Genomic DNA, 23,290 nt, shown 5'->3' with positions numbered 1-23,290 from the left:
GTCACCCACGATCCCTCCACGTCGTTGACCAGCGGAACGTCCAGCGTCTCGTTCCCGAGCGCAGTGGTCGGTGAAGCAGGCTCAACCGAATCGTTCACCATCGCCAACAGCGGTGACGTGCCTCTGGAGAATCTCGCCATCTCAATCGACGGCGCGATGGCGGGCGACTTCATACTCGGCGGCGATCCGCTGCCGGAAAGCCTGGCCGCCGACAGCTCCGCCACCTTCACGATTTCGTTCGTTCCCACCACGGCAGGTGAACGGATCGCGGAACTCCGCATCGAAAGCAACGATGCAGACGAGAACCCGTTCCTAGTGGCTCTGGCAGGCACGGGCCTGGCACCCGACATCGCGGTTGAATCCGGCACTGGAGACCCGCTGGCAACCGGAGGTCCCGGCTTGTCGTTCGGCGGCATCCCACTCGGTTCCTCCTCCACCGCAAAAACCGTGGTGATCCGCAACGAAGGCACCGCTCCGCTGCGAGACATCGCCGCCACGGTCACCGGTGCGGACTCCGGCGATTTCCAAACCGACGTCTTGAGCCTTCAGGACTCCCTGCTTCCCGGGGAAACCACGACGCTTACACTTACTTTCACTCCGACCATTTCCATCGCCCGGAGCGCCACCCTCTCCATCACCAGCAATGACGCCGATGAGAACCCGTTCCTCATTGATCTGACCGGTGCCGGACAGTCCCCCGAGATCGATCTCGCAGAAGCAGGGGGAAGCAGCCTGAGCTCGGGAGAGGAACTCGACTATGGTGCCGTCCGCGCCGGAACGTCGGGAGAAACGATCACCTTGATCGTGTCGAATGAAGGCAACTACCTGCTAGGGAATCTCTCGGCCGCGGTCGATGGAGCCCATTCAGCGGAGTTCCCGCTCAATGCAAGCGGGCTTCCCGCAACCCTTGCTCCCGGAGAGTCCGCCACCATGACGATCGGGTTCGCGCCCGTTGCCGCCGGTGCTCGCACGGCTACCTTGCGAATCGCCAATGACGATCTGGACGAGAATCCCTTCATCATCACACTTACCGGAACAGGCACCGCTCCGATTCTCTCGCTGAGTCTGGACGGTGTTGGAGCATTGGATTTCGAAAGCGCGACCGTGGACTTCGGATCGAGCCGGGTCGCCAGCGAGGCGACCACGAGAACCCTGACGCTCACCAATGAAGGAACCGCCCCCCTGATCGGAATCGGCGCCCAGATCACTGGCGCGACCGACGGCGATTTCAACCTCTCGCCCGCCACGCTCCCGACATCGCTCGATCCGGGAGAATCCCAAGTGTTCACAGTTTCATTTTCACCCACCTCCTCGGGGGATCGCTCGGCGCTGCTGTCGCTGGTGAGCGACGATGCATCCCGCAATCCATTTCCCATCACGCTCAACGCCATCGGCGAAGATCCTGAGATCGCCGTCGAGCTGACAGGCGGTGTGGACCTGCAAACCGACATTTCCACCGTGCCGCTTCCCGATACCTTGGTCGGCGAATCCACGGCACCGGTGACACTCACCGTCCGCAACCTTGGCAATGTGGCACTCGGCGGACTCAGCCTCTCTCTCGATGGCCCGGACTCCAGCGATTTCGCGCTGGGTGGCGTCCCATTCCCGAGCTCGATCGATCCCGGAGCATCCGCGGATTTCACCCTCACGTTTTCCCCGAGCGTGGTCGGCGCGAGGAGCGCCAACTTGGTCATCACCAGCGACGACCGGGATGAGAACCCCTTCAGCCTCCTGCTGGCAGCCAGCGGGCTGGCCCCTGAAATCACAGTGTCTCCGGAGACCGGTTCTCCTTTCGTCACCGGAACTTCCACTATTCCATTTGGAAACATCGCACTCGGCGGGTCCTCGGCGCCTTACACGGTCGTCATCCGCAATGACGGGTCGGCACCACTATTCGGCATCGCGGCAAGCCTCGAAGGATCGGCCCCCGGCGATTTCTCCCTGCAGACCTCCGCGCTCGCCGACACCTTGGCGCCGGGCGAATCCGCCTCGCTCACCATCACCAGCGCGCCGTCGGTCTTGGGCGAGCGGTTGGCGGTGCTACGCATCACCAGCAACGACGCCGATGAAAACCCCTTTCTCATCGATCTCACCAGCACCGGAACCGCGCCGGAAATCCAGGTTTCTCAGGACGCGGAAATCCTCGTCTTGGGTGGCGCAGCGACCGATTTCGGCTCGGTTTTGGTCGGAGGACCCGGCGTCGGGTTCTCGTTTACCGTCTCAAACGTCGGAACTCATCCTCTCGAATCGCTGGCGGTGAATATCGAGGGAGCGGACGCGCCCGACTTTCAGCTTCCTGCCACTTCTTTCCCGGCTTCGCTCGATCCGAATGAAAGTTTCAGTTTCAACGTCACTTTTGCACCGGGAGCCATAGGTCCGCGGCAGGCCACACTCCGAGTCGCCAGCAACGATGCCGACGAGAACCCTTTCGAAATTCCACTGGAGGGAACGGGCACCGCGCCCATCATCGGATTGAGCGGTCCCGATAACACACCACTCACCTCGAATGGCATTCCCTTTGATCTAGGCAGTCAGCGATTTAGTACTTCCGCCGAGCCACAAACTCTTACCGTCAGCAACATTGGCACCGCCGCCCTGACCGGGCTCAACCTGACCATTGCAGGTACCCATGGCGCGGACTTCGCGGCCACCGTTCCGGGAGAGTCCACCCTCGCTCCCGGGCAGTCGACCACATTCCAACTTCGCTTTACTCCTGGCGCAGCGGGAGACCGCCAGGCCGAGCTGACCGTCTCTGCCAATGAAACCGCCGCCGATTCTTTCATTCTTCCACTTACCGGGAAAGGAACCTTCCCCAAGATCGAGCTTGCTCAAACGGACGGCCCTTCCCTCAGCGAGGGCGATACGGTTGGCTTCGCCAGCAGTCCGGTAGGCGACGCAGCAGCAGCACTGCAATTCTCGGTTACCAATACCGGAGACGCGCCCCTCGAAGTCTCCAGTATCACGATTGAGGGACCCCATAGCGGGGATTTCGAACTCTCGTTGGGGAGCTTTGATGCTGACCTCGCCCCAGGCAGTTCCAGCACCTTCACAATCACCTTCACGCCCGGAGCCGGAGGCAATCGCTCGGCCAGCCTTCGCATTGCCAGCAATGTCCCTGACGGATCCCCGCTTCTTCTGGGCCTTTCTGGGGTCGGACAGGTGCCCATCCTTGTTCTATCCGATCAAGCGACAACTCCTCTACCAAATGGATTTGTGTATGACTTCGGACTGGCACCTTCAGAAGACGGTGTGGAGGCGGACTTCTCGCTGGCAAATGATGGCGAAGCGCCCCTGGCAAATATCGTGGCCACCATCACTGGTCCCGATGCCGCCGCATTCGCCCTTTCACAGCAAGCTCCGGATCTCCTGCTTCCCGGAGACAGTTCTCCATTGAAAATCGTGTTCTCGCCTGAGTCCGCTGGTGACAAAGCGGCAATCTTGAGCATTGCAAGCAACGATCCGGAAAATTCGCCGTTCGTGTTGAATCTCATCGGCTCTGCCGCCTCCCCAAGCATCGTTTCCGATCCAGTCGGGATTGAAATCTACGAAACCGAAAGCGCGACCTTAAGTTCGACGGCCACCGGAAGCGGGCCACTCCACTACCAGTGGTTCGCCACCCCTACCGGAGGAGAAGAGGAGCCAGTGGGAGATCCATCGGCGGAGCTGACCACCGGACCCTTGTCCATCACAACCAGCTTCCGCTTGCGGGCAAGCAACGGATTTGGAACGGTGTTTAGCGAACCAGCCCTTGTCACTGTCAGACAAAAAATTCCGGTTTTTGTGAGTGCCAGTGAGCTGCAGGGCGCGGCAGGCACCCTCTTTCAGCATCAAGTCCAGGCCACTCTTGGGCCACTTTCCTTCTCGTCACTGGATTTGCCGGAATGGCTTGCGCTGGATCCGGCTAGCGGCGCTTTGATCGGCATGCCCCCAAGCGGTGGATCTTGGACCTTCTCAGTGACGGCTGCCAACCAGCTCCGGTCCGCAACTCAGACGATCCAACTTGTCGTCACGCCTCCGATTCCCGTGTTTACCAACTCCAGATTCGCCAGCGGGAGACAAGGACAGCCATTCGTCTTCTTTGCAACGGCTACCAATCAGCCGGAATCCTTTGCGGCCAGCGGGCTGCCATCCAGCATCGTGATTGATGACTCCACCGGTCGAATCAGCGGAACTCCGATAGGATCGGGAACCTTTCAAGTCAATCTCACAGCCACCAATTCCGGGGGGAGCGGGCTTCAAACGCTTACGATTGAAATCGATCCACCTCTTCCTCTTCCCACCGTAACCAGTCCGAAATTCGCTGCGGGAACCGCAGGCGAGCTGTTTTCCTTGGAGGTTGCTGCTTCACCCGAGGCCGGAAACTACGAAATCCGTGGCAATCCGGAATGGCTCACCATTGATCCGGACGGCGGGGTGATCACGGGGACACCTTCGGTGCCCGGGACTTTCTCAGCTGAAGTACGAGCCAGCAATACCTCGGGTGCCGGATCATGGACATTGATCGAGATATCGATTTCCCCGGATCCCCAGGCTCCAAAGCTGACTCATGCTGCGGAGGTGCGCGGGCGGAAAGGTGATCCTTTTTCGTTCACTCTGACTGCAAATCCCTCGGCATCTGAATTTTTTGTCTACGGGGCCCTCCCACAAGGTCTTGTCTTGGAAAACTCGGTCAGCGGCCTCATCTCGGGAACGCCCGACGTGGAAGGGAATATTGAGGTCGAAATCGTCGCAGAAAACGAATTTGGAGTCAGCCTTCGCCAGAAACTGCGCTTCGTCCTGGGTCCCCCAAGAGAGGTCCCGATTATTGCGGGCCCGACTTCCATTTTTGCCAACATTGGCCAGACCTTTTCGGTATCGATCACAGCGAGCGCTTCCCCGGACAGTTTCCAGTTCGGCCAACTCCCCGCAGGACTGTCTCAGGAAGGTGTCACCGGCACGATTTCCGGCATCCCGACCGTGGCCGGGACCTACGAAATTCCGGCCCGGGCGACCAATGCGGACGGAACCGGACCCGAACAAATCGTCATCCTTGAAGTCATCTATCCCGAAGGCAGCCCGCTGATTGGACTTTTAGATGAGCAGATCTGGTATGCCGGACTTCCGATCACCTTCCAGATTCCTGCGGAAAATGGAGCTCAGGAGTATTTTGCCACAGATCTGCCTCCGGGCGTGGAGCTGTCGCCAAGCTCGGGAGTCATCGGAGGAACTCCCACCGAGGCTGGGGAATACACTGTTACGCTCTCTGCCACCAACTCCTCAGGATCCGGAGAGCCAGTGACCGTTGCCATTACCGTATTGCCGACACCCGGAACTCCTGAGATCAATGGCAGCCTGCTTGAAGAAGCCCAGGCGGGAGAAGCGTTCTCATACGCAACCCAAGCCCTTAGCGAACTTCCAATCCTTTCCTACTCAGCAAGCGGCCTGCCGGCCGGCCTCGTGTTTGACGCCTCTACAGGCATCATTTCGGGAACACCCGCGGTCGCCGGTAGCTTTGAAATCGCCCTCGCAGCGAGTAATCAGGTAGGTGTTGGCCAAACGGCTATGCTGATGCTGACGATCCGACCGCAGGACAATCGGCCTGCCATCACCAGCGCTCCTTCGGTGAGTATTGGCCAGGGTGAAAGCTTGAATTACCAAATCACTGCCACCAACGGCCCTATCCTCGCTTATCGCAGCAGCATCCTCCCGGACGGCTTGTTACTTGACGCAAAGAGCGGCTCACTTTCCGGCCGGCCGACCTATCCGGGCATCCAGAAAGTAACTTTGGCCGCTGCCAATGCTGCCGGGACGGGAGCCTCCCTCGAATTGCAAATCATCGTCCGCCCCAACCCCAACGTTCCCCAGATCATTGCTTCAAGTTCGATCTACTACGTTCCCGATCAGTTGTTTTCCTATCCCCTGGACGCCGTTGGCCTGCCCGCCCAAAAACCTTGGCCGACCGGGGTGGGCATTTTCGCATCAAGCCTGCCTCCAGGCATGTCTCTTAATTCGTCGACGGGCGTCCTCAGCGGCGGTCCGCGAAGCGAATGGAATCATTCCTACGCCGATATTTACGCATCGAACGAATCGGGTAGAAGCGCTACACGCAGGATTTATTTTTTTGCAGGCAGCATTTTCAATCAAAATGCCATCACCGGGCCATTGCAAATCTCCACAGACTCAGTAACAAACAAGTCCATTAAAATTTCCACAGCGAGCTACTATTCGACATATTATTATTCTTTTAGAATTTTAGGAAATTATACAAGAGGTCAGGATTCTGCCTATTTTGATCTTCCGGTATTGAGTGCTGGGAGGTACACTTACAATCTTTTCACAAGATTCTCATGGCGTAGCACTTGGGGTCGCGTGGGATATTATCATGCATATCGAAATGGACTTCCGCTCACGGTTTCGCCAACCCCCAATGCGCCAAGAATTCAAAGTGCCGACATCCTTTATGTGACTGCCGGAGAACCGGCGAATCTGAAGATTCAAGCAACGGGTTCTCCAACTTATTTCAATTTCTCGTTTTATGAAAGTTACCCCTCCGGGTTGTCATATCAAAGCTCGACGGGGACTTTTTACGGCACTCCCACCCGCCCCGGGACTTACACCATCCGGGCACAGGCCTATCGCCCGGATACGTTATATGGCTTACCGAAAGACATCACGCTGGTTGTTGCTCCCGCTGCCGGGTCTCCCGAACTCCTGGATTCGCCGCCCCAGACGGCCGGGCTACTCAGTATGAGCCGTTCAAGTCTTTCCTCCCTCTCTGTCATGCCCACCGGTGGCAGCCAAGCTTTGATGATGACCGCCTCCCTTGAGGGGCAAGTTGGAGTTGCCTTTTCCCACACCTTTTACGGAAGCGTTGGAACCACCCGGTTTGAGATCGAGGGCCTTCCTGAGGGCCTTGCCTTGAATGAAAACACAGGGGAAATCAGCGGTGAACCCACGGAGCCTGGAGAGTTCGAGCTCTCGATCACTCCGATTGCTGGATTGATTCGAGGTGAGACATCCTGCCGCATCCTCAAGATTCTCCCCGCTGATGGCACCCCCGTCGTCACAAGCTCCACTACGGCCGATGCGACCGCCGAATCCGAGTTTTCATGGACTTTTGAGGCGTCGGAATCCCCCATGGTTTGGAACATCGAGGATCTGCCGGACTGGCTCGCATTTGACACATTGACAGGCACATTATCCGGCACCCCACGGACTCCCGGCACTGAATCGTTCGCCGTTTCAGCCTTGAATGCTCTCGGTGTGGGAGCAGCACAGGAATTTTCCATCACAGTGGTTCCCGCTTCGGGAACTCCTGTGATCAATCCACCCGCGCTTGCCGGTCAGGTAGGCGAGCCATTTTCGGCAACCCTCACAGCGACAGGCTCACCTGTTTCTTTCGATACCGGGGCGCTGCCCTACGGAATCGAACTGGATTCAGCTACGGGCAACCTCTCGGGCATCCCGCTGGAGGCCGGATCGCACTCGATCCTGATTTGGGCATCGAACTCGGTGGGGCAGGGAGATTCCATCGAGGCTTTCTTTGATTTCCAACCGGCGGAAGGTGCTCCCATGTTCGAGGGGCAACAGGACTTTCAGCGGGCCGCTGGCAAAGATATGGTGATCCCGCTCAGCACTCAACCTTCAGCAGACACCTTCACGGCTTTTGATCTACCCGAGGGTTGGGAGCTGGAACCAACGACCGGAGTGATACGCGCGACGCCCGCCCAAGGGACCTATCGCTTTTTTGTAGAGGCATGGAATCCGATTGGAGGTAGCGGCAAGACTGCCGTAATCGTAAGCATTGTGGTTCCCGAAGATAGCGACGAAGACGGAATGAGCGACGCATTCGAAGATCTTCATGGCTTCGACAAAGATGATCCCACAGACGCGGAACTGGACTTCGACAACGACGGTATCCCCAACCTCCGGGAAGAGGAATTTGGCACCAATCCGAAATCCTTGGACACTATTTCGTTGAGGGTTGCCGGACAATCCATAACGGATCCAAACCCTCTGACAGTTTCGTTTGTGCCTCTCGTGACCAGCGAGAGGTTGACTTACATCCTCTATTACACACCAACGCTGGACGATCCTGGCACTTGGCTGGAGATAGACCGCCACACCGAGAATTCTGGTGGAGATGGAACCCCGGTGGAGTTTGACCATACACCTTCCAGTCCGGAGCCCTTTGGGTTCTACCGAGTGGGATTTTTTTCTGACTCCGGGGAATGAATGAGCTTGGTGCTCTCGGAGGCATTGGATGGGGAATAGGTTGGCCGCTTTTGTCAAAGACAAGCAGAGCTTCAAAAAACGCCACTCATCCATCCGCTACCAAGCGTCACCCCCCTTTTTTTCCCGCCCTCTGGTCCTCTCAAACCCCACCGCCCCTACGGTCCGGTCCAACGGCTATTTCAGGAGCCTCACCGAAAAGCATATTCCTGCAGCCAAGAAGTGCTGCATGGAGACTCATCCGCTCGCGCGCGCCACCCACCTCCCCCGCCTCAGTAAAAACACCACTGCCCCCAAGCCCATCAACGACCACACCCCGGGTTCCGGCACGCCTTGCAAGGCACTGACCTCACCGGTGTAGTTCAACGTGAACGGAACCTGACCTCCGCCGAAGTTGGTCACCCCTTCGAAATAGATATCGACCTCGAAGGCAATCCGTTCGCCGTCGGGGAAGGTCGTTCTCGCCAGCGCACCATTTGTCACGGTGGTCGGAACCCCTCCCGCCAAGGATGTCGATTGCGCCCCGGGCGCACCCGGCGGGGCGTAGTTGGAGACTCCTGAACTGACAAAGACCTCCAGATTGCTCCCTTCCGTGAGGGTCGAAAGACTCCCGCCGAAGACCTCGAAGACCATGTCGTAGGTCGTCGAGGCGATTACCCCTCCGGGTCCGAGATCCACTTCCCCGGCGTAGTTGAAGATCCCCCCGATTGCGCCAGGCACGGCGGACGAAGCGGGATAGACGCCCCCCGCCCAGACGCCGAGGAGTTCCAAGAAGCTGTTCGACCCGATGACAAAGTCCTCGCCACTCCAGGTGCCGACGATATCGCCGACCACCTTGCTCCGAAAGCTCTGGCCTCCCGGGTCCTGCGGTGTCCAGGGCACCCCGGCAATGGTTCCCGAAAAATCGAGATAGGAACTGGGCTCGATCACAAAAACCCCGGCATTCACCGGGGACGTCCCTGCCCAACACAAACCTAGGAGAGCAAGGACGGAAGTAGTCTTACGCACGCGCGAGAGCTTCGATCAGGGGTCATCACCCTGACAAGCCCTAGTTTGACTCCCGTCGACTGCCGCCGCCGGGCTCGGCGGCCTCGGGACATGGGCTGAAGCCCGTCCGTCGGCTCCTCCCCCCATTCCAAAACCTTCGCACCGTGCTACTTGCACCGGGGGCATTGTCGGTGTATGGCCTCCGCCGCAGGGGCTGATATCAAGCTCCCCGAAATAATTTTTCTCATGATCAAGTGGATCCTTCAGAAGATCGTTGGCTCGAAAAACCAACGCGAATTACGCCGCATTAAGCCGACCGTCGAACGGATCAAGGAAATCGAGGAGGCGCTCCAGCAGGAACCGGAGGAAAAGCTCTTGGAGCTGACTGCCAAGTGGAAAACCCACCTCGCCCGCTATCACGACCTCGATGCCCCGCCCAAACCCGCTCTCGAGCGGATGGAAGCGGCTGAAATTCAAGAAGCGGCCGATCAGGTCGAAGCCCGAATCGCAGCTCTACGCGAAGAGTTCCCCCAGCTTCCCGGCAAGGTCGAAGCCAATGCCGATTCCATCGAGGCTGCCAAAAACGCTTTTCGCGAGATCGAGCCGGAATTCCGTCAGGCTCGCGCCCGCTATCTCGACCAGATACTTCCCGATGCCTACGCCGTGGTGAAGAACGCCGCGCGACGGATGTGCGGCACCAAGATCATGGTCAGCGACCACGAGCTGCTCTGGGAGATGGTCCACTTCGACGTCCAGCTCGTCGGCGGCGTCGCCCTGCACAAGGGGATGATCGCCGAAATGCAGACCGGTGAAGGCAAGACCCTCGTCGCAACCCTTCCCGTCTACCTCAATGCACTGACCGGTCTTGGCGTCCATATCGTCACGGTCAATGATTACCTTGCCCGTCGTGACTCCGAATGGATGGGTGCGCTCTACAAGTATCTCGGACTGACGGTCGGATGCATTCAAAACCAAATGCCGCCGTGGGAACGTCGCGACCAGTACCAGTGCGACATCACCTACGGCACCAATGCCGAGTTCGGTTTCGATTACCTGCGCGACAACGGCATGGCCACGTCAAAGGACGATCAAGTCCAGCACGGTCACTACTTCGCGGTGATCGATGAGGTCGACTCGATCCTCATTGATGAAGCCCGGACGCCGCTGATCATCTCCGGTCCATCGACGGTCTCCAGCCATCAGTTCGATCGCTACAAGCCGCTCGTTGAACAACTCGTCAAACGCCAGACCACGCTCTGCAACGACCTCGTCGCCGAAGGCAAGAAGGCGCTCGAAGAGGATGACATCGAACTCGCCGGTCGTGCGCTTTTCAAGGTCAAGCTCGGCCAACCGCGCAACCGCCAGTTCATGCGTCTGATGCAGGAACCGGAAGTTCGCCGACTGATGGAAAAGACCGAACTCTCCTTCTATCAGGACGCCCAGAAGAAGGCCCTCTTCGACCTCAAGGAAGAGCTCTACTTCACCATCGATGAGAAAGCCAACGACGCCGACTTGATGGAGACCGGGCGCCACTTTCTTTCACCAGATGAACCTGAGTCCTTCGTTCTTCCTGATCTCGGCACATTGTTTGCCGACATCGACGCCGACCCGGAACTGACCGATGAGGTCCGCTCGCAGAAGAAGGAGGCGCTTCAGGAGAAGCTCGATCATCAGGCTGAGAAGATGCACAACATCTCCCAACTCCTGAAAGCCTACTGCATTTATGAGAAGGACGTTCAGTATGTGGTGACCGAAGGTAAGGTAATCATCGTCGATGAAAACACCGGTCGTGAGATGCCCGGTCGCCGCTGGTCTGATGGCCTCCATCAAGCCGTCGAAGCGAAAGAAAACGTCGCCATTGAGAAGGAGACCCAGACTTACGCGACGATCACGATTCAGAACTACTTCCGACTTTACGAAAAGCTTGCCGGCATGACCGGAACGGCGGAGACCGAAGCTGCGGAGTTCTCCGACATTTACAAACTCGACGTTCTGCCGATCCCGACCAATCGCCCGAACACCCGCGAGGATTTGAACGATCAGGTCTTCAAGACACGCCGCGAAAAATACAACGCCGTGATCGCCAAGATCCAGGAAGCTCACGCCAAGGGCCAACCAGTGCTCGTCGGCACGGCCTCGGTCGATGCCTCTGAAACCGTCTCCCGCATGCTCAAGCGCGCCAAGATTCCGCACAGTGTGCTGAATGCGAAATACCACATGCAGGAAGCGGAGATCATTTCCAACGCAGGACAGCGTGGCGGGGTGACCGTCTCCACCAACATGGCTGGTCGAGGCACCGACATCAAACTGGGCGAAGGTGTCGCCGAAGCCGGTGGTCTGTTCGTCATCGGCACCGAGCGCTACGAATCGCGCCGCGTCGACCGCCAGCTTCGCGGTCGTTGTGCCCGACAAGGTGATCCTGGCATGAGCCAGTTCTACATTTCCTTCGAGGATGACCTGATGCGGAACTTCGCTGCCGCCGACCGCATGACCTCCATGATGGAGCGCTTCGGCATGGAGGATGGCGAGGCCCTTGAGCATTCGTGGCTCAACAAATCCGTCGAGACTGCCCAGAAGCGCGTCGAACAACGCAACTACACCTGGCGCAAGCGGGTGCTTGAGTTCGACGACGTGATGAACAAGCAGCGTGAGGTTGTTTATGGTTATCGCAACGAAGCCCTCAGCACCGAGAACCCGCGAAATCTTGTCGACGAAGTCATCGAGAAAATCATTCCCGAAAAGGTCGGCGAATTTCTGACGGACCGAGATGAAGAGTCTCCGGACTACAATGAGCTGATGAACTGGGTCCACATGACCCTGCCCATCAAGTTCGGCCAGGAAGACCTCGACGTGACCACGAAGTCCGCTGAAGAAATCTCTGAGTTCCTGGTGACTCGGGTGAAGGAAACCTACGACCTCCGCACTCGCGACTTGCCCCCCGAGATCCTCGATGCGGAAGAGCGCCGGATGATCATGGTAGCCATCGACAAGCAATGGCAGGCGCATCTGTACAACATGGATGCTCTCCGTGAAGGCATCACCCTCCGTGCTCAAGGCCAGAAAGATCCGCTCATTGAGTATAAGAACGAGGCCTACAATCTCTTCGTGACCTTGATGAGCAGCATCGAGCAAGAGGCACTGCAGAACCTCTTCCGCTCCGCCGCCAAGATCGAGCAGTTCCTCAAGCAGATGCATGCTGCCCCGCAGAACCTGCAGAGTGCTGGCAATGAGGGAATCTCGCAGGCCAACATGGCCAGCTCTGGGAGTTCCGGTGCCATCAACCCTGCCGCCATCCCCGGCAGTGGCGAGTTGAAGCTGAACCTGCCCAAACGTCGTCCACCGAGCTTCAATATCGATTCCGTCGGCCGCAACGCCCCCTGCCCCTGCGGTTCCGGCAAGAAGTTCAAGCAATGCTGCGGTCGAGAAGCGTAAGCGCCTCGACTCAGTCACCCATCCCGGTCTCCGGAGGAGGAGACCGGCCAAATCGCCTGGCGTGAGCGGAGCGAGGGCAATGCTGCGGTCGAGAAGCGTAGCGCCTCGACTCAGTTCAACCATCCCGGTCTCCGGAGGAGGAGACCGGCCAAATCGCATGGCGTGAGCGGAGCGAGAGCAATGCTGCGGTCGAGAAGCGTGAATGGGGAGAAGCACTTTCCAGCCATCGTGTCCGATCCATCGCCAAGCTTCGCTTCCCCGAGCTGCAGTGAGCTTCGAAAGCCCCCTCCCGATGCGAAAAACCCGGTGAAACCAGCCAATTCCTGCCTTGACAAGGCAGCCCCTGTGTCCGAGTTTCCGCGCCCGACCCAACAGGAACGTAGAAAGAACTAAGAATGAGCGACCAAGATACCCGTGGAGTAAACGTCAAGAAAGGCGAACCGGTAGACCGTGCCCTGAAGCGCCTGAAGACCAAACTCGATACCGAGGGCATCCTCGAGGAAATGCGTCGCCGTCGTGCTTTTGAATCTCCGAATCAGCGCAAGATCCGCAAGATGCGCACCGCTCCCAAGCGTCACAAGGTTCGCTGGCGTTACAACAGCCCTGGTCAGGATGCCAAGGCAGAGGAGATTGCAGCCGCCCGGTCCGCTTCGTCTTCCCAGTCCTGAAGCTTTCTTCTGACTTTAAGATTTTTCACAAACGGACGCCCGAAACGGCGTCCGTTTTTTTGTAGCCCGAGGAGCGTTCGGCTTGCAGCCAAGAGCAGCCCTGGAGCAAGTCCGTCTTTCGCCAGCTCCGAACTAGAAGACCACAAAGCGCCTCACTCTCGGGATTTCCAAATCGGCAGATCGCCGCTCCTTGAGCACCACGGATCAGGCAAAGCGCTTCACCAACAACGAGGCATTGTGCCCGCCGAAGCCGAAGCTGTTGCTCAGGGCGATGTCGACCTTTGCTTCGCGCGCCACATGTGGCACGTAGTCCAGATCACACTCGGGATCCGGGTTATCGAGATTGATCGTCGGTGGAATGATCCCGTCCCGAATCGCCATCAGACAGGCTGCCAACTCAACGCCTCCGGCAGCACCGAGCAAGTGACCCGTCATCGATTTGGTTGAACTGACGATCAGCCCGTTCTTGGCGTGGTCTTTGAAAGTCCGCTTGATCGCCTTGGTCTCACAAACGTCGCCGAGGCCGGTCGAGGTGCCGTGCGCATTCACATACTGCACATCCTCCGGATTCACGCCTCCATGATGGAGCGCCATGTCCATGCAACGGCTGGCCCCCTCTCCTTCAGGATGCGGTGAGGTCAAATGATAGGCATCGGCACTGATGCCGTAGCCAATCAGTTCAGCATAAATCTTCGCTCCGCGTTTCCGGGCATGCTCCAGCGTTTCGAGCACCACCACACCGGCACCCTCGCCCATCACAAAACCATCGCGGTCCACATCAAAGGGACGGGAAGCTTTCTCCGGATCATCATTGCGAGTACTGAGGGCCTTCATGTTACCGAATCCAGCCAATCCACAGGGCAGAATGCTTGCTTCGGCACCGCCGGCAATCATCACATCCGCATCGCCGAATTTCATGATCCTCCAAGCTTCACCGATGGAGTGATTGGAAGTCGCACACGCGGTGACGATCGACATGTTCGGACCCCCGAAGCCGAACTCCATCGAAAAGATCCCGCTGGAGATATTGGCAATCATCATCGGGATCAGGAACGGTGAGACGCGGCCGATCTTTCCGTTCACGATCTTGGTGTGCTCGTTTTCAAGCGTCCCAAGTCCACCAATGCCGCTACCCAGCATCACGCCCGTGCGGAACTTGTCGACGGCTTCAGGATCGATACCGGAATGATCGAGCGCCATGCGCGCTGCGGCGACCGAGAGCTGCACGTAGCGATCGGACCGACGACTGTCCTTGGGATTCTTGAAATAGTTCTCTGGCTGGAAATCCTTCACCTCCCCAGCGATCTGGCAGCTGTAGGATTCGGGGTCGATGTGCGTCACCCGTCCGATTCCGCTACGGCCGGCCTTCATCGCTTCCCAAGTGCTGTCCAAGTCATTGCCCAAGGGGCTGACACAGCCGATTCCAGTGATCACGATTCGTCGTTCGCTCATAAGTCGTTGCGCTAAGTAGGAGTTGGTGGTGCTTAAAGCCTGCTCCATGGGGTGGCAAGCCTCATCCCAATGACTTGGACCCGCCCCGATTCGTTTTCCCCCCGCAATGCGGGCATTTCACCACCGATTGCCGGCCGGGACTCTCGAATACCGCCAGACAGAGGCGGCAGACAATCCGCTGATGCTGCGAGCGCCTTTCGGCGTTCTTCGCCGCCCATTGCGAGACCCAGCCGAAGAATGCCACGGTCAGCATCGCCAGGCCCAGCACCACGAAGGCCAGCTCGGTCAGAGTCAGGTAGATCATGGTTCGACGGTGGATTCGACGACCAACCACCCGCCCTCGTCCCCATGGTTGATAACCCTGCCTCGCTCAAGCCAGCCGACCAAATCTATCGGAGTATCTTCCGTTTTCAGGGGCGTCACTTGCCAGACACGCCCATCAGACTGGTAGCGAATCATATACCGTCGGCCCGATGCTGCCACCGCATCCTTGGCTTCAAGCGGCAGGCGGGAAATCTGAAGCATTGGCCCCTCACCGGAGCGGACCACTTTTGCCCCGAGTGTCGTCTCGCGCACCGCTTCAATCGACTTGCGTGGGGGAAGTCTCGGCAAAGGTGGAAAGTAGGCGATCTCTTCGGAGACACGCACCAGATTCTCGACGCGTTCGAAGTCGAGGGCAACCGGTTCGGGCTGATAGGTCAGACTGGCTCCGCTCGCCTCGCGCAAGGCTTGTCCGCGCAGCGCGGAATAGGCGGGATCCGCGGCCGGATTCCAGCGAAACGGATAGGGACCTGCTTCCACCGCAAGCGCGTCCAACCAGTCACCGCCGGCACTTTCAGTCACCAGCACCAAGCTCGCCCTTTGTTCTTCCTGACGAGGCTCCTTTCCCGTTTTGATTCTAACAAAGCCGGCAAGTCCGGCAGAGATTAGTCCCACGAGGACAAACGCTGCTAAAAACGAGCCCTTGCTCGTCAGTGGAACCCGCCAGCTGAAGACCAGTCCCGAGTCCCGATCGCGGCGTTGCAGTTTGGAACGGTTTCTGATCATCGGTGCTACTCAAATTCCTCAAACATGAGGGGACGGCCGAGAAGATACACACGATAACCCTGCTGCAAGGCAGACTCGGCCACTCGTCTTTCAAACGATGCGGGAATCTCCGCATCGGAGCGGATGTAAACTGTCGGGACCGTCGCCATCTGTTCACGCCGCTCGGCCAGGCTTTTGATCAATTCGCCCTCGGTGACCCGCTGCCGCTCCAGCCAAAGCACCGCCGGGTTGCCCTGCGTGATGGTGATGACTGCAGCATTCGGATCCCGCTCCACCTGATAGCGCGACATTGGCATGTCCACCCTGACACCGGAATGCCGGACGAACGAAGGTCCCAGAAGGATGAAGACCAAGAGCAGTCCGAACAGATCGAACAGGGGAATCGCATGCAGAAAGCCAGCACGCTCAGGCAATGTCGTGACCAGTTTCATTCCTTTTTCTCAGGGCGCTCACGAGTTTCGATGTCATCCCGGATCAGCACCATGCCCTCTTCGCTTCGGGCATCACAAACGATATTGACCATTTCGATTCCCGTCCGCTCGATACGGTGAAACAGGCGCTTGGCCCGGGCGTGGAAATACACGTAAAACAGATACGCCGGAATCGCGACGATCAGTCCGAAGGCCGTCGATACAAGCGCCTGAAAGACACCCTCCGACAGATCAACCGCCACCGTTCCCTCACTTTGCTGGCGCAGTCCGTCGAATAAATCGGTTAGGCCAAGCACCGTGCCGAGCATTCCAACCAGGGGCGCCAACAGCGAGATCGCCAGAATCGCACGCAGGTTCTTTTCGATCCGGGGGACTTCCAGCTGACCGGCCTCCTGGGCAACATCCCTGAGATCCCGTCGTTCGAGATGATGGCGAAGCAAGACGGCGTGAGCCACCCGTGCGACAGGTCCCGGAGCACGCGCCGCCTCGTGAAGAGCTTCGGCGTAGGCCTTGCGACGCACGTGATTGGAGAATCCCACCAAAAGATCGCCGACATTGATCCGCGCCCGATGGAAGAAGAAGAGTCGCTCGATCACGAACACCGCGCCGAAAAATGCCAGGGCCAGCTGAAGCCAGATGATCGGACCTCCCCGTTCAAGGAGACCTGAAGGATCGAACAATTCGGTGGGCATGGAGGGAGCCTAGCGACCCACTTCCCGGTTTGACCAGCACGACGACGCAAGAAACCCGGACCTCACCACAAGCCCAGTTTCCCGAATCCCACGGCATACAGGCCCATCAGAAGATTCGCGACCGCATGCATCACCACACAAGCGCCAAGATTCTTGCTCCAAACGCAGAGCAGATAGGTCAGGGATCCGTAAATCAGCGCCCCCGCATAGTCGACCGGTGCGTGGGCCACGACGAACAGGCCGGTGACGACGAAGAAACTCAGCCTCGATGCCACCCCGAACGGCTTTCTCCAGTATTTGCCGTCCCAATCGAGCAGCAGCCGCATCATGAAGGAACGCCAGAATATCTCCTCGACCAGAGCCACCAGCACGGCGGCTCGGATGAATCGCATCACCAAGGCAAACCAGTAGCCCGCACTTCCCTCACCAAACAACTCTCCGGGATCGAATCCGTCACGACGTGCGGCGAGGCCGAGCCATTTGCGCCAGCCCTCCGCCTCGCCTTCCATGCCCAGCCAGTCGTAGAGCGCCGTTGGCAGAATCCAGAATCCGATTCCCACAGCACCAAAAACCACACCGATCATCGACCATTTCCACGACCAGTTGAACTCATAGCTTCCCCACCACTTGATCAGGAGCCCGAGGCCAATGATGGTCTGCAGCGGATAGATCCATTGTTCCGGAGCCTTCCGCCACCAGGGTGCTTCCGGCAGGTCCACCTTGAAAAAGGCGTCTGCCAACTGGAGGACCAACAGAAATGCCATGAAGACCGCAAACGGGATGACCTGTCGCGGCACCCAGCGATCAGGATCCTCCAAGCGCATCCGATCGGCATTCGACTTCACTGGATTTGATTCAGACATCGCCATTCAAAGTCGACCGACAAATGCCTCCATCTTGTCCATGGCCAGCTTCAGTTCCTCGATACTCGTCGCATAACAGCAACGCAGGAATCCTTCACCAGACTGGCCAAAGGCCGTTCCCGGAACCGCCGCCACGCCTTCCTCTTCAAGAAGCTTCATGGCGAAATCCTTGCTGCTGAGACCGGTCTTGCGGATATCGGGAAAGACGTAGAACGCTCCTCCCGGCGAATGGCAATCGAGCCCCATTTCGTTCAAACGTTTGACGACCAAATCGCGGCGCTGGTGGTAGCTGTCGCGCATCGAAACCACGGCCGGAGCCCCATTCTCAAGCGCTTCGATCGCCGCCATCTGACTCATGATCGGCGCACAAAGCATCGAATACTGGTGGATCTTCATCATCGCTTCGATGATCGGTTGCGGCGCGCAGGCGTAACCCAGACGGAAGCCGGTCATGGCAAAGGCTTTGGAAAAACCATGGAGCAGAATCGTGCGCTCACGCATCCCTGGCAGCGAGGCAATCGACACGTGCTCCTCCTTGGCATCGTAACGAAGTTCGCAGTAGATCTCGTCACTCAGCACCATCAAATCGTGCTCGATGCATAGCTTGGCAATGCCTTCGAGATCCTCACGACTGGAAGTGGCTCCCGTCGGGTTCGTCGGAAAGTTCAGCATCAGCACCCGACTCTTGGGGGTGATGGCGGCGGCCAAGGCTTCGGGCTTCAGCGAGAAGCTATCCCGCTTCCGCGTCTCCACCGGCACCGCCTTGCCATAGGCCATCGTGATGCTCGGCGAATAGGACACATAGCAGGGCTCGTGATAAATGACCTCGTCGCCCGGATCGAGCAGGGCTCGCAACGCAATATCGATCGCTTCGGAGACTCCGACCGTCACCAGCACTTCGGTCAGCGGTTCATAGCGGACGTGAAAAAAGTCTTCAACATAGCGGGAGATCGACTCACGCAGTGCCGGCAAACCAAGATTCGAGGTGTAACTGGTATGCCCCTGCTCCAGCGAGTAGATCGCCGCTTCCCGGATATGCCATGGGGTGACGAAGTCCGGCTCACCTACACCGAGTGAGATCACTCCCTTCCGGCCTTGCACGAGCTCGAAGAAATCGCGAATCCCGGAACGAGGGACGTTGGCGACCTGGCGGGCAATTTTTTTCGAATAGTCCATGAAATCCATCGGCCACAGCCGGGCGGCGCATTTCAAGCGGGAACTCGGCTGACGTCAACGACGGCCTTCGCTTCATTGCCAGAGCGCTCACTGAGGTCCGACCCCGAGCACCCCGGCCACCGCTTCTCCGATCCGGATTGACTCCGCCGCCCCCTCCACACGCACCTCAACGATCCCGGCGAAAGAGTCGGCCGCCACCACTTCGATCCCGATCCCCGGTCGCAATCCCTGGCTTTGCAGCCAACTGAGAAACTCCGGCTCATCGCGCGCCACCCTCACCAACTGATACTTTCCAGGCACACAGTCTCCAAGTTTCCGCAACTCGTCCTCGCGCACCACCCCCTTCGCATCAGGGATCGGATCGCCATGCGGATCATGCGCCGGCCTCCCCAGCATTTCATCGATGCGTTCGACCAGCCGATCGGAAAGCACATGCTCCAGCACTTCGGCCTCCTCGTGCACGTGCGCCCAGTCGAGGTGCATCACTTCGACGAGGAACAGTTCAATCAGGCGATGACGGCGCAGCACCTGCACCGCTGTGCTTCGGCCGCGCTCGGTGAGGACCACGCCCTTTCGCGCTTGGTAATCGATAAAGCCCTCTTTCCCGAGATGCTTCATCATCGTCGTCACCGTGCCAGGAGTGAGACTCAATGCGTCGGCAATCTTTCCGACCGGGACCAGCTCCTCTTTGGGAGACTCGTCGGACAGACGAAGAATCGCCTTCAGATAATTTTCCACCGTGCTGCTCGGCATCGGGGATGAAACTAGACTTTGATTAATCAAAGTCTAGAGAGCGATTGGGTCATTTCGCCGTTTTCTTCCAAAACATGGCTCGGACGAGACTGCGCTTCACCTCCCCGCGAGTGATTTTTACTCCGCTTTCCAAAGCCTCCCAATCTGCCTGATCGAGAAGACCCAGCGTCTTCTCGCCGAGCAGGGCGGGCAGCACGCTTGCCGCTCTCAACCTCCGGATCTGGAGCTGACTTGAATAGATCCTCCCCAACTCCAGCCAATCGCGGGAGACCTTCCGCCAGCTCGCTGCTTCGGCTAGCAAAGCCTCGTGGTCCTGCTCATCCACCACTGGAAGATAGCAACGACCCTGTGCCAGATCTCCCGGCAAATCGCGCAGGATATTCACCAACTGAAGCCCCTTCCCATAGTTGATTCCCCAATCCTCCAGTTGCTTCGGATCGGTCTTCGAAAACCCTTCACCCAAAGTCTCAAAACCGATCTTCGTCCAGAAGGCTCCGACACATCCCGCGACGCGCCAGCAGTAGTCCTCGAGACTCCCGGCATCCGGAAGTTTCGCCGGACCGCTGGCGAAACGCTCAAGGTCCAGACGCTGCCCTCCGGTGATGATCAGGATCACCTCACGCACGATCTCCTGCTGCCTCCCAGCCAGACCGCCAAGACCAGCAAAGCAGTCGTCCAACCGCTCCATCAAGCGTCGCTCACCGGCGTGACTCTGCTTCTCCGAAAAACGTCGTAGATCACTCCTCCATGCATGACCGTGCCCATTCACTTCGGCAATGAATCCATCCAGCCACTCCATCCGTGCTTCCGCCGGGACAGATGAGCTGTCAGCCAGCGTGTCGCTCGCACGCGCCAGCAGATAGGCAAGACTCACCGGATCACGCATCGGGCCGGGAAGCAGACGCAGCGACAGCGCGAATGATCGCGAGACCTCCCGCACGAGACTGTCATCAATGCCCTCCATCACCTCTTAATCGAGCGCGCCAAGTCGCTGACGGTTCCACTCCAAAGCCTCCTGATACTCTTCGTTGCTGGGACGTTCACGACTCAACTCTTCCCATATTTTCACCGCCTTGGAAAAGGCCTCGGCCGACAGCTCCTTGTTCTCTTCCAGCTGCGCGGCATGTCCCATGTCACCCAGGACATAGCCCAGAGAACGACGGATCTGCTCTCCCCGCGACAGAGCGTAGGGATCATCGAGAAGCTGTTCAAGGATGGCGACCGCCTTCTGCTCATGAGTGATTTCCTTCTCCCTGTCCCCGGAAAAACCGAGCATCCGCCCTTTCTCCCAAGTCAGCAGGGCGAAGCGGTATCGTGCGACGGGGTCCGCATCATCACCAAGGGTCAGGCCTTCAATCAGACGCAGGCCCTCATCGTAAAGCTCGATCGCCTCCTCCCGCTCCCCACGGTCACGCAGGATGCCCGCCATCAAACCCCGCTGGGCCGCCAGCCGCGAGCGGGCGACAACGCTGTCCGGCCGCTGCGGCAAAACTTCTAACAGCAACTTCACCGCCGCCTTGGACATCGCCTCGGCATTCTTCAAGTCTCCGGCAATCAAGGACGACTCCGCAATCGCCCCATAGCACCCTGCCAACTCGATCCTCAGCTCCAAGTCAGACGGCCTCTTCTTGATCAGGTCGACCAGCACATCCGCCGCCAGAGAGCGCACCGTTCGTGCATCTCCCATTTCCCCCATGCCGTCCAAAATGGTGGCAGACGACAGATAGCACGAAACCAATTCCGAACGCAGAATCGCCGCCTCGGGCCGATTCGCCACCAGACGATTCAGATCCTCGGTCGCCCGATGCAATAGCTCCAGCGCCTTGGCTTCCTCACCAGCCGCAGCCAGCTGGCGGGACTCGTGAATCCCGAGAATCGCAAGCAATTGAGTCACACGGTCCGCATCAACCTCCGCCTGGGGAATTGCCTCCAATGCCTGCCGTGCCACGCCAAAGCTGGCGTCGGTTTGCGGGTCATTACTCTGCTGCCTGAGCAGCGCGAGAATCAGGTAATCAGTCGCCAGACGCAGGTTCAACTCAGCCCCCGCCTCCTCGATCTCACCCGCCACGGCGATCGCCTCTTCAAGCCTTTTTGCCGCCTTCTCCGCATCGCCACTCGCCAGCGAAATCTCCGCCAACTGCAATCTCGCGCGAGCCCTCTCATCCTCGAGTCCCTCAACCTCAGCCGTGCGCTCCAGGAAATGCACATAGTAGTTTTCCAAGCGTGCCAGCCGGAGCTCACGACCATCAAGCGGTGGCAGGTTGCGGTTCCCCTTTTCCATCGCCCAAGCAAAAAGGCGATCACCAATCGACCTCGACTCCTCAATCCTTGCCAGCCAGATGGTCGACTCCGTCTGCAAGGTCTCCCGCGCCTCCTTCTCCGATTTCATCGCGACATCAAGCCGACGCTCGGCCAAGTCGACCTGCTCCGTCAGCGACTCGACTTCAGATTGCCGCTCGTCGATCGAAGTCTGCAGCTGGGTGCGGGTCAGCTGCCAGAGCATGGCCAGCACCACCACAGCCGCCGCCAGTATTCCGGCCGCCACACCTGCCCGCCATGCGGAGCGCTGGGAATGCCGACGCTGATCGAGGACCTCCTCCCGCTTGAGCTCCTCTTCGACGGCGACCTCCGAGATTCGTAGTAGTCGACGGATCTCCATGCCGTTCGCCGGTCGCGCCAGAGGATCGAGAGCCAGACAGGTATCGATCACTTCGCGGTAGCCTTCCTCAAGCGCGTTCTTCGGCTCCTCGGGCCAACTCACCGAAGCCTGGGCCTCAAGCGAATTTGCAATCTTCCCGAGATCCGCCGCGATCCCATCCCGGGTGGTCTCACCGGACACCGGAGCCGCCTCCTGGAAAGTCGCATCACAGCGCGGAAACATCCCGGTCAACAAACGATACGCCATCACGCCAAAAGCAAAGACATCCCACCGATAGCCCTCCTCCTCAAGATAGCCGTCCGAGGAACGCAGCTGCTCGGGGGGATGATAAAGGCAGGCATCCGTGAACTCCATATGCCCAATCCCGGGCATGTGACCCAGCGCCCAGTCGGTCAGCACCACCTCGCCCTCATCGTCGATGAAGACATTGCCGGGCTTCAGATTGCCATGCGCCACCCGCCGGTCGTGCAGGGACGCCAGCGCCTCCGCTAAACCGACCACCACCGGCCATGATCGCTCCCCGGGAAATTCCTCAAGCTGGTGCTGCAAACTGCGCGGCCGCCACGTGCCGTCGGCCGCCTGATCCGCCAGACAAGCCGTCAACCGGGCGGCGGGACGAGCACGAAAATCGGCCTCGTCAATCCGCAGGATCCCCTTCGGCCAACCACCCCGCTCAAGCCGGGCGCAGGCCGCCTCAAGCACCGCTCGATTGATCGCCATCCCATCGAGAAGCTTCACCGCTTTCACCGATCCATCGGACTTCACCGCACGGAAAACCGCCCCGCTGGGACCCGACCCCAACAGTTCCCTTTCCGTGAACATATCCAGATGGGGCGACTCCATGTCGAAAGTCTAGCGACCATCTCCGACTCGCCAACCCCGCAATCCGCCACCTTTTCCTCTCAGAATATGGCTTCCC

General features: G+C 58.8%; 14 protein-coding genes. 3 read left to right on the top strand and 11 right to left on the bottom strand.

What is annotated here, in order from left to right; translation table 11 throughout:
- Nucleotides 1-24 precede the first annotated feature (24 nt).
- Entirely contained in the window at nt 25-8,214 is an 8,190-nt protein-coding gene (locus tag WBG04_RS02290) for a choice-of-anchor D domain-containing protein (protein WP_424312731.1), read from the top strand.
- 234 nt (nt 8,215-8,448) lie between these two features.
- Here WBG04_RS02290 and WBG04_RS02285 read toward each other — a convergent pair whose 3' ends face one another.
- Nucleotides 8,449-9,159 (bottom strand): PEP-CTERM sorting domain-containing protein, encoded by a 711-nt coding sequence (locus WBG04_RS02285; RefSeq protein WP_424312730.1) that lies wholly within the window; start codon nt 9,157-9,159, stop codon nt 8,449-8,451.
- A 285-nt stretch (nt 9,160-9,444) separates the two neighbouring features.
- Here WBG04_RS02285 and secA point away from each other — a divergent pair, with 285 nt between their 5' ends.
- Entirely contained in the window at nt 9,445-12,630 is a 3,186-nt protein-coding gene (gene secA / locus WBG04_RS02280) for a preprotein translocase subunit SecA (RefSeq protein ID WP_424312729.1), read from the top strand.
- A 395-nt stretch (nt 12,631-13,025) separates the two neighbouring features.
- Nucleotides 13,026-13,298, top strand: a complete 273-nt coding sequence (gene rpsU, locus WBG04_RS02275) for a 30S ribosomal protein S21 (RefSeq protein WP_424312728.1) — start codon at nt 13,026-13,028, stop codon at nt 13,296-13,298.
- A 204-nt stretch (nt 13,299-13,502) separates the two neighbouring features.
- Here rpsU and fabF read toward each other — a convergent pair whose 3' ends face one another.
- The 10 genes from fabF to WBG04_RS02225 all read right to left on the bottom strand — a co-directional run bounded on the left by fabF (nt 13,503) and on the right by WBG04_RS02225 (nt 23,214).
- On the bottom strand, nt 13,503-14,750 hold the full coding sequence (fabF, locus tag WBG04_RS02270; RefSeq protein WP_424312727.1) for a beta-ketoacyl-ACP synthase II: 1,248 nt from the start codon (nt 14,748-14,750) through the stop codon (nt 13,503-13,505).
- Nucleotides 14,751-14,811: 61 nt separating this feature from the next.
- The gene (locus tag WBG04_RS02265; RefSeq protein ID WP_424312726.1) at nt 14,812-15,054 is read right to left on the bottom strand and encodes a hypothetical protein; all 243 of its coding nucleotides are present in this window, start codon (nt 15,052-15,054) and stop codon (nt 14,812-14,814) included.
- Nucleotides 15,051-15,797 (bottom strand): hypothetical protein, encoded by a 747-nt coding sequence (locus WBG04_RS02260; protein WP_424312725.1) that lies wholly within the window; start codon nt 15,795-15,797, stop codon nt 15,051-15,053. Before WBG04_RS02260 ends, WBG04_RS02265 begins: the two co-directional genes overlap by 4 nt.
- 5 nt (nt 15,798-15,802) lie before the next feature.
- Nucleotides 15,803-16,228: an ExbD/TolR family protein gene (locus tag WBG04_RS02255; RefSeq protein ID WP_424312724.1), complete on the bottom strand. Its 426-nt coding sequence runs from the start codon at nt 16,226-16,228 to the stop codon at nt 15,803-15,805.
- Nucleotides 16,225-16,920: a MotA/TolQ/ExbB proton channel family protein gene (locus tag WBG04_RS02250; protein ID WP_424312723.1), complete on the bottom strand. Its 696-nt coding sequence runs from the start codon at nt 16,918-16,920 to the stop codon at nt 16,225-16,227. The genes WBG04_RS02255 and WBG04_RS02250 overlap by 4 nt, the downstream gene beginning before the upstream one ends.
- Before the next feature lie 62 nt (nt 16,921-16,982).
- The gene (locus tag WBG04_RS02245; protein ID WP_424312722.1) at nt 16,983-17,783 is read right to left on the bottom strand and encodes a CAAX prenyl protease-related protein; all 801 of its coding nucleotides are present in this window, start codon (nt 17,781-17,783) and stop codon (nt 16,983-16,985) included.
- Nucleotides 17,784-17,789: 6 nt separating this feature from the next.
- On the bottom strand, nt 17,790-18,959 hold the full coding sequence (locus WBG04_RS02240) for an aminotransferase class I/II-fold pyridoxal phosphate-dependent enzyme (RefSeq protein ID WP_424312721.1): 1,170 nt from the start codon (nt 18,957-18,959) through the stop codon (nt 17,790-17,792).
- An 87-nt stretch (nt 18,960-19,046) separates the two neighbouring features.
- Nucleotides 19,047-19,712, bottom strand: coding sequence for a metal-dependent transcriptional regulator (locus tag WBG04_RS02235; RefSeq protein WP_424312720.1), 666 nt, complete (start codon nt 19,710-19,712; stop codon nt 19,047-19,049).
- Between the two features lie 49 nt (nt 19,713-19,761).
- The gene (locus WBG04_RS02230; RefSeq protein ID WP_424312719.1) at nt 19,762-20,676 is read right to left on the bottom strand and encodes a squalene/phytoene synthase family protein; all 915 of its coding nucleotides are present in this window, start codon (nt 20,674-20,676) and stop codon (nt 19,762-19,764) included.
- Nucleotides 20,677-20,682: 6 nt separating this feature from the next.
- Nucleotides 20,683-23,214, bottom strand: a complete 2,532-nt coding sequence (locus tag WBG04_RS02225; protein ID WP_424312718.1) for a protein kinase domain-containing protein — start codon at nt 23,212-23,214, stop codon at nt 20,683-20,685.
- Between the last annotated feature and the right edge of the window lie 76 nt (nt 23,215-23,290).

The sequence above is a fragment of the Haloferula sp. genome (genome assembly GCF_049672945.1).
Classification (GTDB): Bacteria; Verrucomicrobiota; Verrucomicrobiia; order Verrucomicrobiales; family Akkermansiaceae; genus Haloferula.
The sequence above is the reverse complement of the archived record's forward strand: the minus strand, read 5'-3'. Positions and strand labels throughout refer to the sequence as shown.